At 67.5% G+C, this 17,546-nt stretch carries 8 protein-coding genes; 4 read left to right on the forward strand and 4 right to left on the reverse strand.

All coding sequences use genetic code 11. From position 1 onward, the window contains the following. Positions 1-71 precede the first annotated feature (71 nt). A complete protein-coding gene (locus C0J29_RS22975) occupies positions 72-656 on the forward strand; it encodes an LppP/LprE family lipoprotein (protein ID WP_371872501.1) in 585 nt (194 codons plus the stop codon). 182 nt (positions 657-838) lie between these two features. On the opposite strand, the gene C0J29_RS34510 is transcribed toward C0J29_RS22975, so the two are convergent. The 3 genes from C0J29_RS34510 to C0J29_RS23000 all read right to left on the reverse strand — a co-directional run bounded on the left by C0J29_RS34510 (position 839) and on the right by C0J29_RS23000 (position 6,587). Further along, positions 839-4,795, reverse strand: a complete 3,957-nt coding sequence (locus tag C0J29_RS34510) for a PE family protein (protein ID WP_279637324.1) — start codon at positions 4,793-4,795, stop codon at positions 839-841. Between the two features lie 725 nt (positions 4,796-5,520). Continuing rightward, on the reverse strand, positions 5,521-5,982 hold the full coding sequence (locus C0J29_RS22995; protein ID WP_162951538.1) for a hypothetical protein: 462 nt from the start codon (positions 5,980-5,982) through the stop codon (positions 5,521-5,523). Beyond that, on the reverse strand, positions 5,979-6,587 hold the full coding sequence (locus C0J29_RS23000; RefSeq protein ID WP_120794915.1) for a ParA family protein: 609 nt from the start codon (positions 6,585-6,587) through the stop codon (positions 5,979-5,981). Before C0J29_RS23000 ends, C0J29_RS22995 begins: the two co-directional genes overlap by 4 nt. A gap of 688 nt (positions 6,588-7,275) precedes the next feature. Between C0J29_RS23000 and C0J29_RS23005 the strand changes: the two genes are divergently transcribed. Continuing rightward, on the forward strand, positions 7,276-10,680 hold the full coding sequence (locus C0J29_RS23005; RefSeq protein ID WP_120793650.1) for a TM0106 family RecB-like putative nuclease: 3,405 nt from the start codon (positions 7,276-7,278) through the stop codon (positions 10,678-10,680). Between the two features lie 3 nt (positions 10,681-10,683). Here the strand turns inward: C0J29_RS23005 and C0J29_RS23010 are convergent, their stop codons facing one another. Further along, a complete protein-coding gene (locus C0J29_RS23010) occupies positions 10,684-12,405 on the reverse strand; it encodes an MFS transporter (protein ID WP_174814860.1) in 1,722 nt (573 codons plus the stop codon). A gap of 210 nt (positions 12,406-12,615) precedes the next feature. Here C0J29_RS23010 and C0J29_RS23015 point away from each other — a divergent pair, with 210 nt between their 5' ends. After that, complete coding sequence (locus C0J29_RS23015; RefSeq protein WP_120793651.1) at positions 12,616-13,380, forward strand: hypothetical protein; 765 nt, start codon at positions 12,616-12,618, stop codon at positions 13,378-13,380. Between the two features lie 193 nt (positions 13,381-13,573). Beyond that, on the forward strand, positions 13,574-17,362 hold the full coding sequence (locus tag C0J29_RS23020; protein ID WP_120793652.1) for a multifunctional oxoglutarate decarboxylase/oxoglutarate dehydrogenase thiamine pyrophosphate-binding subunit/dihydrolipoyllysine-residue succinyltransferase subunit: 3,789 nt from the start codon (positions 13,574-13,576) through the stop codon (positions 17,360-17,362). Positions 17,363-17,546: the final 184 nt, after the last annotated feature.

Raw genomic sequence — 17,546 nt, forward strand, 5'->3', positions numbered from 1 at the left:
ACCGCTGAGTGCCGGCAACTTGGCAGCTGCCCGGCCATGCCTGCCACAACCGGAAGCGGGCTGACGGTACCGTGCCCGGTGTGTTGTCGCTGCCCTGCCGTGCTGCCGCCCTGGCTGCCGCATGCATCCTGGCGTTAGCCGGATGCGGGTCGGGGGACTCCACGGTCGCCAAGACCCCGCAGGCCACCAAGCCCACGTCGGCGGCCATGACAGCGGGGCCGGCGAACCCGCCGCCGGGCACGGCGGCCCCACCCAGCACGAGCGAGCCGCCACCGGACCCGTGCGCGGTAAATCTCGGTTCGCCCACCATCGCCAAAGTGGTCTCGGAGCTGCCCCGGGACCCGCGCAGCCAACAAGCCTGGAACCCAGAACCGTTGGGCGGCAACTACAACGAGTGCGCGCAGCTGTCCGCGGTGATCATCAAAGCCAACACCAACGGCGACAGCCCGACCACCCGCGCGGTGCTGTTCCACCTGGGCAAGTTCATCCCGCAGGGCGTGCCAGACACCTACGGCTTCAATGGGGTGGACGCGGCGCAGAGCACCGGGGACACCGTTGCGCTGACGTATGTCAGCGGGGTGGGTCTGCCCGCCACGGTGAGGTTCCGGTGGAACGGCAGCGGCGTGGAGATCATCGGTAATACTTCGGGGCGCTGAGCGTCAGGACCGTCCAGGAGGCTGCGAGCCGCTGCGGTATCCGACGCCTGTCTCATGTGGGTGCGCCGCACAACGAGCTCAACACTCTGTCGTCCCGGTGCCGACCGGAGCATCGGTTATCCAGCCGTGAAGCCCCGGCCCCGCGCCGCCACTGCGACCGGGCCGTGGCGTCACTGCCGGTTCTACGGGTTATCCGAGCCGTTCGTACCGGTCGCGACCGCGTTGTCCGCGCTGATCGGCCCCGGCGGCAGGTTCTGGGCATAGACGTCGCCCTCGCTACCGTCGCCGCCGGTGTGGCTGCTACCGCCAAAGCCGCCGTTGCCGCCATTGGCGGTGGCGTTATCCGCATGGGGTTGGTCGGCAGCCGTCCCAGTGGAGTTAAGCCCGGCCCCGATGTTAGCGTCGGCCCCCTTGCCGCCGACGCTGCCCACACCGTCACCGGTACCGCCGTGGCCACCCAAGGCGTGACCGTTTTGAGCAGAGGTGTTCGCGCCCAGTGCGACGATCCGGCTGGATCCAGGGTTGCCCGTTGCGTCGCTGCCGCCGCCCGTACCACCATTCAGCCCGTCACCACCGGCACCGCCTTCAGACGTGCCGCTGGCCACAGCGTTGAGCCCGCCGGCGGCGATAGACGACTTGCCGCCGTTGCCACCGTGACCACCGCCGGTCGCGTTGCCGCCGGCGCCGCCGGTCGACGTACCGCTGGCCGTCCCGCCGTCGCCGCCTGCTGTTGGGTTATCGAAGAACTGAGTCGTCTTGCCGCTCTGGATATCAGAGCTCTGGCCGTTACCGCCGACGCTGTTCAGGCCGGTACCCGTACCGCCGGCACCACCGGTGGACTGACCGTACGAGGTGCCCAGCGCTCCGGCCTCAACCTCACCGAAGCTGCCGTTTCCACCGTGACCGCCGCTGATGCCGGCTCCGCCGTTGCCGCCTGTGGCCACGGCTGGGTGGCCGACACCGCCGATGGTGCCGCCGGCAGCGCCTGAGGTGCCGTCGACAACCAGGTAGCCGCCGCCACCGGAGCCGCCGAGGCCGGTGGCACCGTCGCCGGATCCGCCGTTCCCGCCGATGGCGGTGCCCCCGATCACACTGCCGCCGTGAAGAGCGCCCGTGCTGGGATCGAAGCCGATGACGGCCGACCCGCCGGCGCCACCTGCTCCACCGTTGGTACCAGTGCCGCCGTTGCCACCGGTGGCGTGGCTGTCAGTGATGGCGCCGCCCCCGGCCGCGGAGGCAATGCCGTCGCCGGCCGCGCCGCCGTGGCCGACGCCACCGGCCCCGCCGTTCCCACCGGTGGCGGTGCTGCCTGTGACGGAGCTTCCTGCGCCCGCGGCGGCGATGGTGCCGGCGCCACCGCTGACGCCGGCCGCGCCGGCTCCGGTCGCTGTGCCGTCACCGCCTACCCCGCCGATCCCGCCGGTCGCGGTGCTACCGGTAATGGTCCCACCGCCGCCAGTAACGAAGCTCCCGGCGCCGCCGCCACCACCAGCGCCACCTGCGAAATTGGTCCCGCCGTGCCCACCCTGGCCGCCGGCGCCGCCGACCTGGGTGCTGTTAGAAACGTTTTGCACGGTGAAGTCGGCGGGTGTGGCGCCGTTGCCGCCGGCACCGCCAGTGCCACCGACGCCACTGCCGCCGACGCCGCCGGTGCCGCCGTGACCGCCGATACTGCCGATGCCGGTGATGGTCGTGGGGTTAGCTGCCGATTGCAGTTGGACATTGGCATTACCACCGAGACCACCGGCACCACCCTTCGCGCCATTCGTTCCGTTGATGCCGCCGTCACCGCCGTCGCCACCGATCGCAGTGCTGTTGGAAATATGTGAGCCTGCCGGGTTAACCGCTTGTACCCAGGCCCGACCGCCTTTGCCGCCGTCACCACCGTTGCCATCGCCCCCAGAGCCGCCCGTCAAGACGTTGTCACCGGTGACGGTCCCCCTGAACGCGCTCAAATTGGCGCTATTACCGTCGCCGCCTTTGGCGCCGGCAGCGCTCGCGTTGCCGCCATCACCGCCGGTAACTGTGCCGGAAGCTTCGGCGCCAGTGCCGCCGGCCAAGATACTTCCACGGTCGCCATTGCCGCCGATTCCGCCGGAGGTGGCGTTACCACCGCTTCCGCCTGTGGCGGTACCGTGTGCGGTCCCACCGCCCCCGGGAACTTCTGGCCGGGCGCTCTCGATAATGCCATTCAGACCATTACCACCGATGCTGCCGACATCGGTACCCCTACCGCCATTACCACCGGTCGCGCTGCCGTAGGAGACGCCACCCGCACCGTCAGCCTCGAGTTCACCAAAGCCCGCATTGCCGCCGGTCCCGCCGGCAATGCCAGCTCCACCGTTGCCACCCTTCGCAATGGCAGCTCCAGCGGCGCCACCGACGGTGCCGCCGGCGGAGTCGACTACCAGGTACCCACCGCCGCCGTTGCCGCCTTTAGCGCCGGCAGTGCCGCCGTCGCCGCCGACGCCGCCGATTGCTGTGCCAATCGCGGAGCTGCCTGCACCGTTCGCAACGATGGCGGCACCACCGCCGGTGCCACCGTGGCCGCCCGCTGCAGTGAGGGTGCCACCACCACCGGCGCCGCCGACACCGCCCGTGGCCGTGCCAGACGCAGTGCCGGTGGCTGTGCCCTGGATGATCGCACCGCCACCACCGCCACCGCCCCCACCACCAAGGCCGGGCGCGGCCGCGTTGCCGGCGGCGCCCACGCCGCCAGCACCGCCGGCACCTGCCGTTGCGCCGGTGCCGATGGCCGCTCCGGCGCCGCCCATACCGCCGTCGCCGCCGTCCCCGTGGACAGTCCCCGTCCCGCCAGTGCCGCCGGTGCCGCCGTAGCCGCCGTTACCTTTGCTGACAGTCGAGTTGAAGTCGCCTGTAGCGCCAACACCACCCTTGCCGCCCTCACCACCGAAGGTAGTCGCGGAACCGCCGGTTCCAGCCGCGCCGGCATGTCCGGTGCCGACCGCACCGCCGGTACCGGCAGCTCCACCGGCGCCGCCGGTGGCATAAGCAGTGCCGGCGTTGCCACCATTGCCGCCATGGCCACCGGTGCCCAAGCTGAGAGCTGAGTTGAAGTCGCCCGTCGCGCCGGTGCCCCCGGTGCCGCCGACCCCGGCGTTACCACCGTTACCACCGTTACCGCCGTCACCGTTTGCACCCGAAGCGCCGAACAAGCCGCCGGCGCCGCCGCCGCCACCGCTGCCTCCGTTGCCCGCGGCGCCTCCGATGCCGCCGTTGCCACCGTCGCCGCCAACGCCCGAACCAGCGGTGAAACTGCCGGTCAAACCGGTGCCCCCAGTGCCCCCGGTGCCGCCGTTACCCCCGACCCCGCCGACACCGCCCGCACCCCCGGTGCCAAAGAGCGCGTGCGCGACACCGCCGGCGCCGCCGGTCCCCCCTTGGCCGCCCGTCGCGCCGTTTCCACCAACGGCCCCGACGTTGTTGGTGAGGCCAATGCTGCCCATCCCACCGGCACCGCCTACACCACCAGCCCCGCCGTTACCCCAAAGCCAGCCACCGGCACCACCGGCCCCGCCGGTGCCCCCCGTGCCACCGTTTGAACCGTTGACCCCGGCATATCCGACACCACCGGCCCCGCCAGTGCCGCCATGGCCGAACAGGAAGGCGGACCCACCGGCCCCACCGGTGCCGCCGGTGGTAGTGGCCGTGCCGGCCACGCCGGAGCCACCATTACCTCCGTTGCCCCACAGCCAACCGCCGTCGCCGCCCCGTTGGCCAGTGCCTGGGGCACCATTGGCGCCGTCACCGATGAGAGGGCGGCCGGTCAAGAGCTGGCTGGGCGCGTTGATCACACCCATTATGTCCTGCTCCAGCGTCTGCAGCGGCGAAGCGGCAGCAGCATCAGCCGCCCCATACATCAGTCCACCCGAGCTCAAGGTCTGCACGAACTGGTCATGAAACAACGCCATCTGAGAACTGAGTGCTTGATACTCCTGGCCGAAATTGCCGAATAAGGCAGAAATCGCCGCTGACACCTCATCCTGGGCCGCGACCGCCAGCTGCGTGGTCGAGCTCGCAGCTGCGGCGTTGGCCGCCTGGATCGACGACCCGAGACCGCTCAAATTTGAAGACGCGGCGGCCAAGGCATCAGGTGCTGCGATCACGTAAGAGGACATCTGTAACTCCAGTAGCTATGCGGTGACACAAACTCTGAGCGGTCTCGCTCGAACGTTTGGAACAATACGCCCGGCGCTTCATTTTGCAGCCATTTTCAGGAATTTATTTTTTGCCACTTCTTAACCCACAACTATGCGTTTATAGAAGTACATATGCGTATTCATATGGATGTACATATGGCTATGTTTACCGCTGGAGACTATGACTTATTTAACTGCATCCTGCAACGAATATACTTCGCCACATTAATTTGCTGCTATCGAGACCTTCAGCTCTAGATTTAGCTGTCTGACGCTGTTTTAGATGTTTGGATTGCATGGCTTCTAGTTAGCTGAATACCCCTGCCTCCGGTATAGAGATATGTCGTAACAACGATAGTGTCGACACTAAGGTTGCAGTCGCGAGTTGAAGGAAAGCGACCACCGGCACGGGTCCGCAGCGCAGTTTACGGACAGTCGGATGTTGACGCCGGCCAGAGCAGCGACGACTCCATTGCTGACATTTACGGAGGCCGCAGAATGCCGCAGTTATTGACGTAGACGTTGAATTTCGTGGCGGTTGCTCAGCTTTTCAACCGCCGTATCACGGGTTCAAGCGGATCGAACCGCTGCCCGACGCTGGGCGACGACGCTGCGACCGGCCCTTGAGCGCTACCAGTGGTGCAGCCCTTCGGCGCAGGCGCTACCGCTGGGCGCGGACCCGAAAACCGGGCCGGCTGAAACCACTAATCGAGGTCCGGGCAGTTCTGCAGGACGGCCGTCACAATCAGCGCTTGCAAGCTCGTGTCCTGATCCGCCGCCAACAGCTTGAGGGTCCGGTGCACAGCCCGGGGCAAGTCGAGCGTGGTCCGCACACCACCGCTCTCGCCGCGGTGCGCCATCGACGCACGCGCCAGTGCTTCGGGGTCTTGGAGCCCGGCGCTGATAGCGGCCCGAATCAGGTCACCCATGGTGGTGTCCAATTCCAGCGCACGCCGCTTAAGGGAACTACGCGTCGTCGGGAGCAGGTGCAGCGTTGTGCGCATCGCCTCGTAAGCCATTTGCGACGGCGGCGGTAGCGGAGTGCTCCGAACGGCATCTTCGTAACCTTGGAACGCACTCGCGGCCCGGACTCTCGCCGCGGCCCCAGTGGGCCGGCGGATGACCGCATTCCGCACCGCACTGGCTGTCGAAAGCTCTTCCGTCATATTGCCGCGGCTCCCTCCATCCAGGTCGCCGTCGTCAGTGCGTCGAACACGTCTGCGTAGTCCCCCAAGTGCGCCGGCAAACCGCGGCCAAAGGCGCGCTCGAACTCGGTCCGGCACCGCACGATGCTCTGCAGGACTGGTGCGTTCTCTGCCGTCAGCGCACGCGGCATCTCCAGCGCCTCAACCTTGCGCATGTCGACCATCGTCAGCAGGATCGTCGTGGGGCGGTGCTGGGTAATATCCAGGGTTGGCCACATCCGGTCGATGTCCGCGGCGCGAGGACCCGTCGGAATGATGACCAGGTCGGCTACATCGACCGCCGCGTCGATAGCGGCAGCGACTCCGGGCGGGCTGTCGACCAGAACCAGTTCGCCAGATTCACTCGTCAACGCCCGCACGCCCCCCGCGGTACCCGGGCTAACTTCAAAAGGCAACGGCGTGCCCCAGTGTGCTGCCCGATCAGCCCAAGACGACGCCGACCCCTGCGGATCGGCATCAATGACACGCACCGGAACTCCGCGCTGTGTTGCAGCCGCGGCCAAGAACAGCGCTGTTGTCGTCTTCCCTACGCCGCCCTTGGTGTGTACAAGTGACCAAATCACCATTCTCGCCCCCGCCCCCCAACTAGAGACGCGCCTCTTCGCGCGTGACAGAACTCCCCCGGAAGGCACCGTCGACAACTCGTCCAATGCCGGCGTCGCCCCCGCCAGGTCGCACACGTCGCCACTCCTGCTCACCCCACGACGGCGAAGGACGGTCCCACCCGGAGTCCCAGCGATCAGGCACTCCGATCACGAAGCACGCCAAATTATCCTCCCCTCGGCGCCGAGTACCGCCAGAACATTTGAATTATGCATGAATTTTGACACCGCGGACCGAGTCCACCCGAAAAAAGCGAAAACTATTCCAAAAGTAGTGAAAATAACCGGCTTACCGACCCCAGGTTTCCACTCTCGGACGGTGCGCGGTCCGCCCGAACACCAGCTCGGACTGAAGCGTCGCAAGGTGCCGAAGTCGCCCGATTATCCTGCGAGCGAAGGCATCTCGATGCTCAGCGGCAGAGTGGCAACGAACTCGAGCACCCTGGACACGGAATTTGCGCGCGAGATAATTTTCGCCAGACGGACAGCTCGCTTTTAATCATTAAATTTACGAATTAATAATGTGGTTAATCATTGCGGCTCGGAGGTTTCGGTTGACGACGCACGTCCGGGCCGCATCAGCGACTCTGGCCGGCCGCCGGAGCTGTCTGCCAACGCCGCCGTGTCATACCCTTCGCCTACCGTTACAGCTGTGTTCCTCACCGCCGGCAACATCGTCTACAGCGCATCGGATCTCGCGTCCGCCGCGCGATGCGAGTACGCGCTGCTGCGGGATTTCGATGCCAAGCTCGGCCGCGGCCCGGCCGTGTCCGTCGAAGACGAATTACTTGCGCGCACAGCCACTCTCGGTGACGACCACGAGCGCCGCCGGCTGGACCGGCTGCGCGCCCGGTTCGGGGACGAGATCGCCGTCATCGGCCGTCCCGCCTACACCCACGCCGGACTGACGGCCGCGGCCGACGCCACCCGGCGCGCCATCGCCGACCGCGCCCCGGTGGTCTATCAGGCAGCCATGTTCGACGGCCGCTTCGTCGGTTTCGCCGACTTCTTGATCCGTGACGGTGAGCGCTACCGCGTCACTGACACCAAGCTGGCGCGCTCGCCGAAGGTCACCGCGCTGTTGCAGCTGGCGGCTTACGCCGACGCACTCACGGCGGCGGGCGTGCCCATAACCCCGGACGCCGAACTGGAACTCGGTGACGGCACGGTGGTCCGCTACCGCCTCAGTGACCTGATGCCGGTCTACCGGACCCAGCGCGCGCAGTTACAAACGCTGCTGGACGACCACCACGCCGCGGGCCGCGCCGTGCGCTGGGAGGACGCCGGAGTGCAGGCCTGCTTCCGATGCCCGCTGTGCACCGAACAGTTGCGCGCACTCGACGACCTGCTGCTGGTTGCCGGCATGCGAGTCAGCCAGCGCGAGAAGCTAATTGACGCAGGCATCACGACTATCGGCGAGCTGGCCGCCCGCAGCCGGCCGGTGCCCGGTCTGGGCGCCCAAGCCCTGGGCAAGCTGACCGCGCAGGCCAAACTGCAGATACGCCAACGTGATAGCGGTGCCCCGCAGTACGAGGTGGCCGATCCGCAGCCGCTGGCGCTGTTGCCCGAACCGAATCCGGGTGACTTGTTCTTCGACTTCGAAGGCGACCCGTTGTGGACCGCAGACGGAAACCAGTGGGGGCTGGAGTATTTGTTCGGCGTCCTGGAAATGGGGCCGGCGGGGAAATTCCGCCCCCTGTGGGCGCACGATCGCATCGAGGAGCGAGCTGCACTCAAGCAGTTCCTGGCCATGGTGGCCAAGCGCCGTAAGCGCTACCCGAACATGCACATCTACCACTACGCGGCCTACGAGAAGACGGCGTTGCTCCGGCTCGCCGGGCGCTACGGCGTCGGTGAGGACGAGGTCGACGACTTGCTGCGCAACGGGGTACTGGTCGACCTTTATCCGTTGGTGCGCAAGAGCATTCGAGTGGGCGCCGAAAGCTTGAGCCTTAAGGCACTGGAGCCGCTGTACATGGGCACCCAGTTGCGCTCGGGTGATGTCACCACCGCCACCGATTCCATCACCTCCTACGCGCGATACTGCGAACTGCTGGCCGCGGGCCGCGCTGACGAAGCGGCGACGGTGCTCAAGGAAATCGAGGAGTACAACCACTACGACTGTCTGTCCACCCGCAAGCTGCGGGACTGGTTGCTGATTCTGGCCTGGGAATCGGGGGTTACGCCGATCGGTGTCCAGCCGGTCCCCGAACGCGACAGCATCAAAGACCACGATCCACTGGCCGTCACATTGACGACGTTCACCGGCGATGCCGCTGCCGGTGAACGCACGCCAGAACAGACCGCCGTCGCCTTGATCGCCGCCGCGCGCGGGTATCACCAACGCGAGGACAAGCCGTTCTGGTGGTCGCACTTCGACCGGCTGAACTACCCCGTCGACGAATGGTCGGACAACACAGACGTTTTCATCGTCGACTCCGCGTCCGTCGTTACCGACTGGCACACCCCGCCGCGGGCCCGCAAACCGCAGCGAAGGTTGAAGCTGAAAGGCGAACTGGCGCGCGGCGACCTGAGCCACGAGGTGTTCGCACTCTACGAACCGCCGGCTCCGGCCGGCATGGCCGACGATCCTGACCGCCGCGGCGCGGGCCGCGCTGAGATCGTCGGCGTCGACGACCCCAGCCTGCCCGCCGAGGTGACCATCATCGAACGAACCGGCAAGGACGGCAACACCTTTCACCAGCTGCCGTTCGCGCTCACGCCCGGACCGCCGGTGAAGACGACCGCGCTGCGCGAGTCCATCGCGACGACGGCACAAGCCGTCGCGGACGGGTTACCGGGCCTGCCCCGCACCGCGCTCCTCGACCTGCTGCTGCTCCGCGCGCCGCGCACCCACGGGGATGCGGCGTTGCCGCGCAGCGACGACACCATCGCCGACATCACGTCCGCCACGCTGAGCCTGGATTCGTCCTACCTCGCGGTCCACGGACCCCCGGGGACCGGCAAGACGCACACCGCCGCCCGCGTGATCAAGACGCTGGTCACCGAACACTCGTGGCGTGTCGGCGTGGTCGCGCAATCACACGCCGCAGTGGAGAACGTGCTGGACTGTGTGATCGACGCCGGCCTCGATCCGGCGCTCGTCGCCAAGAAGGGCACCACCGGCGCGCGGTGGCAGGAGATCGACGCGAGCAAGTATGCGGCTTTCATCGCCGACCACGCGGGCTGTGTAATCGGTGGTACGGCTTGGGATTTCGCCAACGCACAGCGGGTACCGCCGGGCTTTCTGGACCTGTTGGTGATCGACGAGGCGGGGCAGTTCTGTCTGGCCAATACCATCGCGGTGGCGCCGGCGGCCACCAATCTGTTGCTGCTCGGGGATCCGCAGCAACTGCCGCAGGTCAGTCAGGGCACCCATCCGGAGCAGGTCGACATCTCCGCGCTGGAATGGCTGGTCGACGGACAGCAGACGCTGCCCGACGAGCGCGGCTACTTCCTGGACCTGTCCTACCGCATGCACCCGCGGGTGTGCGCCGCCGTCTCGGCGCTGTCCTATGAAGGCCGGCTGCGTTCGCACGCCGAGCGCACCACCGCGCGGCAGCTGGCCGGTCATGAGCCGGGCGTGCGTGTGCTTCCCGTTCGCCATCAAGGCAATTCGATCGACAGCCCCGAAGAGGCCGCTGCCATCGTCGAGGAGATCGGGCGGATGCTCGGGCGGCCGTGGACCGATGAGCACGGCACTCGCCCGCTGGCCGCCCCGGATGTGCTGGTGCTCGCACCGTACAACGCGCAGGTGACGCTGATCCGTCAGCGGCTCGCGCAGGCCCGCCTGTCCGGGGTCCGGGTCGGTACCGTCGACAAGTTCCAGGGCGGGCAGGCCCCGGTCGTCTTCATATCCATGACGGCGTCATCGATCGACGAAGTTCCCCGCGGTATCTCGTTTCTGCTCAACCGCAACCGGCTCAACGTCGCCGTCAGCCGAGCCCAGTACGCGGCCATCATCGTGCGGTCGGAGTCGCTGACCCAATACCTGCCGGCGACCCCGGCCGGCCTGGTGGACCTGGGCGCCTTCCTGGCGCTCACCCGGGGGCAGTGACCGTCAGAGCCGGCCGGCGACCGGGTCGTCGGGATCTGGCTGGCGCGCAGGCTCCGCGAGCCGGCGCACGGCGACCCTGGGCGCACCGTTGCGCCGGGTGAGAGAGACCACCGGTTGCGTGTTGACGTCGTAGCCGGAGTCCGGTTCCCGGCGCAGGATGTATTCGACGTAGCCGTCATCGTCGTCTTCCGGGTCGTCCTCAGGGTTGTCGCGTTCGTCCGCCAGCGCGTAGCCGGCCAGGTCGTCCCCTTCGCGCCGGCTCAGGGCCGAACTCACCGCGCCGACCAGGAACAGGGAAGCGACGATCCCGAACAGCGCAATGAACGCCGGCAGCAGCATCGACTGCGACATCGCAGCCGAGAAGGGTTCGCGCATGAACGCGGGCAGCTGCAGGGCCGCGTCCTCCCCGCTGGGAGCCCCTGCGCCCCCCGGCACCTCGGCGCCGATGCGCCACGTCATGAACGCGGCCATGCCGGCGCTGCCCAGCACCGCGCCCAACTGCCGGGTGGCGTTGTAGACGCCGGAGCCGGCCCCGGACTGCTCGATCGGCAGGTTACGGGTCGCGGTCGCGGCCAGCGGCGACCAGATGAACGCCATCCCCACCCCGATCCCGATGAACGGCAGCACCAGCCGCCAGACCGGAGTGCCGGGCTCGAGTTCCATCGCCAGCCATGTCATCGAGATCGCCAGCGCCGAGAAGCCGAAACCCAGCAGCGGGACCGGGTGGACTCTGTCGATGATCAGCCCGACGAGCGGGGCGAGCACGCCGCTACTGATGGCCACCGGCGCGATCAATAGGGCCGACCGCGTCGGGGACAAGCCGCACACCGACTGGGCATAGAAGGTCAGCGGCAGCATCATCGCCGTGGACGCGAACGAGATGATGCCCACGCCTACGTTGCACAGGCTGAAGTCCCGGTCAGCGAACATGTTCAGCGGAACCAAGGGCGCGCGCCGGTTGATCGACTGCCAGTAGATGAACGCCGTCATGAAGCCGATGCCGGCGACCAACACCGCCCAGATCCACGGCTTCCAGTGCGCCGTTTCCCCCTCCTGCAGCCCGAACACCAGCAGGAACATACCCGCGCCGGACAGCGCGACGCCGATCAAGTCGAATCCCTGCGTGCGGACCGGCAGGACCGGAACCAGCCAGATCGCCAACGCCAGCGCGACCACGCCGACCGGCACATTGACGAAGAAGATCCACTGCCAGCCCAGCCCGTCGACCAGCGTTCCCCCGGCCAGCGGGCCGACCAGGCTGGCCACGCCTGCGGTGGCGCCCCACATGCTCATCGCGGAGCCACGATGGTGGGCCGGGAAGATCCGGGTGAGCATCGACAGTGTCTGTGGGGTCAGCAGTCCAGCGCCCACGCCCTGGACCACCCGGGCCGCGATCAACATCGCGGCGCTGCCGGACAGGCCGCACCACACCGACGCGAAGGTGAAGACCACCAGGCCGATCACGTAAAGATTCTTGGGGCCGTACCGGTCGCCGAGCCGGCCGGCGACCAGCAGCACCACCGCGTAACCCAGCAGGTAGGCGCTGGTCACCCACACCACGGTGGCGTAGCCGATGTTCAGCGCGGTCATGATCGTCGGATTGGCCACAGCGACGATCGTCGAGTCGAGCATGATCATGAAGAAGCCGAGCATCATCGCCCACAGCGCGGCCCAGGGGTTTCCGGAGAGGCGCTCTCCGGTCACCCGGCTCATCGCCGTGCTCATATATCGCACCTCGTTTCGGCTCCCGTGTCGGGTCACGTGAAGTCCAGCCCGCATTATTCCCGCTGCGTTCCGCGCTTCGCTCTTCGGCTGGGACGGAACCCGGGATGGAACACAGACCCGGGCGCGGGATTGTGTGAAGCCTTTCTGCCCGGCACTCATCTTGCTGGACGCGCGTTAGCCTGAAGAGACGCCGTCCCGAAGAGAGGCACTATGAGCGCTCGACGAAACAAGTCGGTACCGGACCAGCAGCCCAACGGCAACGAAGGGTCCGGAGGCCGGCCGAAGGCATCCAGCAGGGCGTTGGCCCAGATCATCGAACGTAGCTCGCGCATCCAGGGCCCGGCCGCAGAGGCTTATGTGGCACGCCTGCGCCGGGCGCACCCAGGCGCCAGCCCGGCCGAGATCGCGACCAAGCTGGAGAAACGCTTCGTGTCCGCGGTGACCGCCAGCGGCGCCGCGGTGGGCGCCGCCGCGACGCTGCCCGCAATCGGCACTCTGGCGGCCTTGTCGGCGGCCGCCGGTGAGACCGCGGTGTTCCTGGAGGCCACCGCGCTGCTGGTGCTGGCAATGGCGTCGGTCTACGGCATCCCCCTTGACCATCGGGAACGGCGCCGCGCCCTGGTGCTGGCCGTGCTGGTCGGTGACAACAGCAAGGCCGCCGTGGCGCAGGTGATCGGCGGCGGCCGCACCAGCGGCGGCTGGGTGTCCGAGAGCATGGCGTCGCTGCCGCTGCCGGCGGTATCGAAGCTGAACAACAGCCTGCTCAAGCGCTTCGTCAAGAGGTTCGCCCTCAAGCGCGGGGCGCTGATGTTCGGCAAGCTGCTTCCGGTCGGCATCGGTGCGATCATCGGCGCGATCGGCAACCGGATGGTGGGCAAGAAGCTGGTCCGCAACGCCCGCTCGGCCTTCGGCCCGGCGCCGGAACGCTGGCCGGTCACCCTGCACGTGCTGCCGCCCGTCCGGGACGCCAGCTGACGCGGACGGTGGCTAAACCGCTTGGTCTTGCTCGCGGATCGCGGGCAAAGCGCTAGCCTTTATGGGTCAGAAACGGTCGGTACCCTTCACCGACCACCGAGGGGTGTGAGGCGCCCCGCCACCCGGGGCGCCAGGAGTGGCAGGCGTTCGCCAAAACGCTTGCAGGACACAAGAATTGAGGCGAACAGCGGCCGTGGCCAACATAAGTTCTCCATTCGGGCAAAACGAGTGGCTGGTCGAAGAGATGTACCGCAAGTTCCGCGACGACCCCTCCTCGGTCGACGAGAGCTGGCACGAGTTCCTGGTTGACTACAACCCGGAGTCCTCCGGCGAAGCGAGCCAGGACGGCCCGGGCACCAAGGCCAAGCCGGCCGAGTCGAAGCCCGTCGCAGGCAAGCCCGCGGAGACCAGGCCCGCGGCGGCCAAGCCCGCTGACGCCAAGCCGGCCGAAGCCAAGCCGGCCGAGCCCAAGCCCGCCCCGGAGCCCGTCAAGCCGGCCAAATCCACCGCCGCGGGCGCCGCCGGCAACGGCGCACCGGCGCCCGCTGCGGCGGCGCCGAAAGCCGCCCCTCCCCCGCCCGCCGAAGGTGACGAGGTGCAGGTGCTGCGCGGCGCGGCCGCGGCCGTCGTCAAGAACATGTCGGCGTCGCTGGATGTCCCGACGGCGACCAGCGTGCGCGCCATTCCGGCCAAGCTGCTGATCGACAACCGGATCGTCATCAACAACCAGTTGAAGCGGACCCGCGGCGGCAAGATCTCGTTCACCCACCTGCTGGGCTACGCGCTGGTGCAGGCGGTCAAGCAGTTCCCGAACATGAACCGGCACTACACCGAGGTCGACGGCAAGCCGAACGCCGTCACCCCGGCGCACACCAACCTGGGCCTGGCGATCGACCTGCAGGGCAAGGACGGCAAGCGTGCCCTGGTGGTGGCCGGGATCAAGCGCTGCGAGGAACTGCGCTTCGCGGAGTTCGTCTCGGCCTACGAAGACATCGTGCGCCGGGCCCGCGACGGCAAGCTGACCGCCGAAGACTTTGGCGGCGTGACGATTTCGCTGACCAACCCCGGCACCATCGGCACCGTGCACTCGGTGCCGCGGCTGATGTCCGGCCAGGGGGCCATCATCGGCGTCGGCGCCATGGAGTACCCCGCCGAGTTCCAGGGCGCCAGCGAGGAGCGCATCGCCGAACTGGGGATCGGCAAACTGATCACCCTGACCTCAACCTATGACCACCGCATCATCCAGGGCGCCGAGTCGGGCGACTTCCTGCGGACCATCCACCAGATGCTGCTCTCGGACGACTTCTGGGACGAGATCTTCCACGAGCTGAGCATCCCGTACCTGCCGGTGCGCTGGAGCACCGACAACCCGGACTCGATCGTCGACAAGAACGCCCGCGTGATGAACCTGATCGCGGCGTACCGCAACCGCGGCCACCTGATGGCCGACACCGACCCGTTGCGGCTGGACAAGACCCGGTTCCGCAGCCACCCCGACCTCGAGGTGCTGACCCACGGGCTGACGCTGTGGGACCTGGACCGGGTGTTCAAGGTCAGCGGGTTCGCCGGCGCGGAGTACAAGAAGCTGCGCGACGTGCTGGGCCTGCTGCGCGACGCGTACTGCCGCCACATCGGCGTCGAGTACACCCACATCCTTGACCCCGAACAGCAGAAATGGCTGGAAGAGCGGGTCGAGACCAAGCACGTCAAACCGACTGTGGCGCAACAGAAGTACATCTTGAGCCGGCTCAACGCCGCCGAGGCGTTCGAGACGTTCCTGCAGACCAAGTACGTCGGGCAGAAGCGGTTCTCGCTCGAAGGCGCCGAAAGCGTCATCCCGATGATGGACGCCGCGATCGACCAGTGCGCCGAGCACGGCCTGGACGAGGTGGTCATCGGGATGCCGCACCGCGGCCGGCTCAACGTGCTGGCCAACATCGTCGGCAAGCCCTACTCGCAGATCTTCAGCGAGTTCGAGGGCAACCTCAACCCGTCGCAGGCGCACGGCTCCGGTGACGTGAAGTACCACCTGGGCGCAACCGGCGTCTACCTACAGATGTTCGGCGACAACGACATTCAGGTGTCGCTCACCGCCAACCCGTCGCACCTGGAAGCCGTCGACCCGGTGCTGGAAGGCCTGGTGCGCGCCAAGCAGGACCTGCTCAACCACGGCGACACCGACAGCGAAGGCGAGAAGGCCTTCTCGGTGGTGCCGATGATGCTGCACGGCGACGCGGCGTTCGCCGGTCAGGGCGTGGTGGCCGAGACGCTGAACCTGGCGCACCTGCCCGGCTACCGGGTCGGCGGCACCATCCACATCATCGTCAACAACCAGATCGGTTTCACCACGGCGCCGGAGTACTCGCGCTCCAGCGAGTACTGCACCGACGTCGCCAAGATGATCGGCGCGCCGATCTTCCACGTCAACGGCGACGACCCGGAGGCGTGCGTGTGGGTGGCACAGCTGGCCGTCGACTTCCGGCAGCGGTTCCATAAGGACGTCATCATCGACATGCTCTGCTACCGGCGGCGCGGTCACAACGAGGGCGACGACCCGTCGATGACCAACCCGTACATGTACGACGTCGTCGACAACAAGCGCGGCGTGCGCAAGAGCTACACCGAAGCCCTGATCGGCCGCGGCGACATCTCGCTCAAAGAGGCCGAGGACGCGCTGCGCGACTACCAGGGGCAGTTGGAGCGGGTCTTCAACGAGGTCAAGGAGCTGGAGAAACACGGCGCCCAGCCCAGCGAATCGGTGGAGTCGCTGCAGATGATCCCGGCCGGGCTGGACACCTCGGTGGACAAGGCGCTGCTGGCCCGCATCGGTGACGCGTTCAAGTCGGTACCGGAGGGATTCACCACGCACGCGCGGGTGCAGCCGGTGCTGGACAAGCGGCGCGAGATGGCTTACGAGGGCAAGATCGACTGGGCCTTCGGCGAGCTGCTCGCGCTGGGTTCGCTGGTGGCCGAGGGCAAGCTGGTGCGGTTCTCCGGGCAGGACACCCGCCGCGGCACTTTCTCCCAGCGGCACTCGGTGATCATCGACCGCAGCACCGGCGCTGAGTTCACTCCGCTGCAGCTGCTGGCGGTGAACAAGGACGGCGCCCCCACCGGCGGCAAGTTCCTGGTCTACGACTCGCCATTGTCGGAGTACGCCGCGGTGGGCTTCGAATACGGGTACACCGTCGGGAACCCGGACGCCGTGGTGCTGTGGGAGGCGCAGTTCGGCGACTTCGTCAACGGCGCCCAGTCGATCATCGACGAGTTCATCAGCTCCGGTGAAGCCAAGTGGGGGCAGTTGTCGACGGTGGTGCTGTTGCTGCCGCACGGGCACGAGGGACAGGGGCCCGACCACACGTCGGGTCGCATCGAGCGCTTCCTGCAGCTGTGGGCGGAGGGTTCGATGACGATCGCGATGCCGTCGACCCCGGCCAACTACTTCCACCTGCTGCGCCGGCACGCCCTGGACGGTGTGAAGCGGCCGCTGATCGTGTTCACGCCGAAGTCGATGCTGCGCAACAAGGCCGCGGTGAGCGACATCAAGGAGTTCACCGAGATGAAGTTCCGCTCGGTGATCGAGGAACCCACCTACGACGAAGGCGACGGCGACCGGAGCAAGGTCACCAGGATCCTGCTGACCAGCGGCAAGCTCTACTACGAGCTGGCCGCCCGAAAGGCCAAGGACAAGCGCGACGACGTGGCGATCGTGCGCGTCGAGCAGCTCGCACCGTTGCCGCGGCGCCGGCTCGACGAAACGCTGGGCCGCTACGAGAACGCCAAGCAGTACTTCTGGGTGCAGGAGGAGCCGGCCAACCAGGGCGCCTGGCCCTCGCTGGGGCTCACCCTGCCGGAGGTGCTGCCCGAACGGCTCAGCGGGATCAAGCGGATCTCGCGGCGGGCCATGTCGGCGCCGTCGTCGGGGTCGTCGAAGGTGCATGCGGTGGAGCAGCAGGAGATCATCGACACCGCTTTCGCGTGACGACGATGCGCGCCGCGTAGCGGCGTGAGGTGCAGTCAGGCAATCGGGTCCCGCCTGACGACAAAGTGTCTCTGACGCGAGCGCGCGCATGTTGCCAACGACACGCCGCATTCCGCGTCAATTTGAGGACGCTCGCGGCGCGACGCGAACCCTCGCGACCAGGCCCAAGACCCGAGGGAGTAAC

Origin of the sequence: Mycobacterium paragordonae (assembly GCF_003614435.1) — a bacterium.
Classification (GTDB): Bacteria; Actinomycetota; Actinomycetes; order Mycobacteriales; family Mycobacteriaceae; genus Mycobacterium; species Mycobacterium paragordonae.

What these genes read in the sequence shown, in the direction of transcription:
- C0J29_RS23000 (WP_120794915.1), bottom strand. Translation starts at nt 6,587, where the DNA reads ATGGTGATTTGGTCACTTGTACACACCAAGGGCGGCGTAGGGAAGACG.
- C0J29_RS34510 (WP_279637324.1), bottom strand. Translation starts at nt 4,795, where the DNA reads ATGTCCTCTTACGTGATCGCAGCACCTGATGCCTTGGCCGCCGCGTCT.
- C0J29_RS23010 (WP_174814860.1), bottom strand. Translation starts at nt 12,405, where the DNA reads ATGAGCACGGCGATGAGCCGGGTGACCGGAGAGCGCCTCTCCGGAAAC.
- C0J29_RS23015 (WP_120793651.1), top strand. Translation starts at nt 12,616, where the DNA reads ATGAGCGCTCGACGAAACAAGTCGGTACCGGACCAGCAGCCCAACGGC.
- C0J29_RS22995 (WP_162951538.1), bottom strand. Translation starts at nt 5,982, where the DNA reads ATGACGGAAGAGCTTTCGACAGCCAGTGCGGTGCGGAATGCGGTCATC.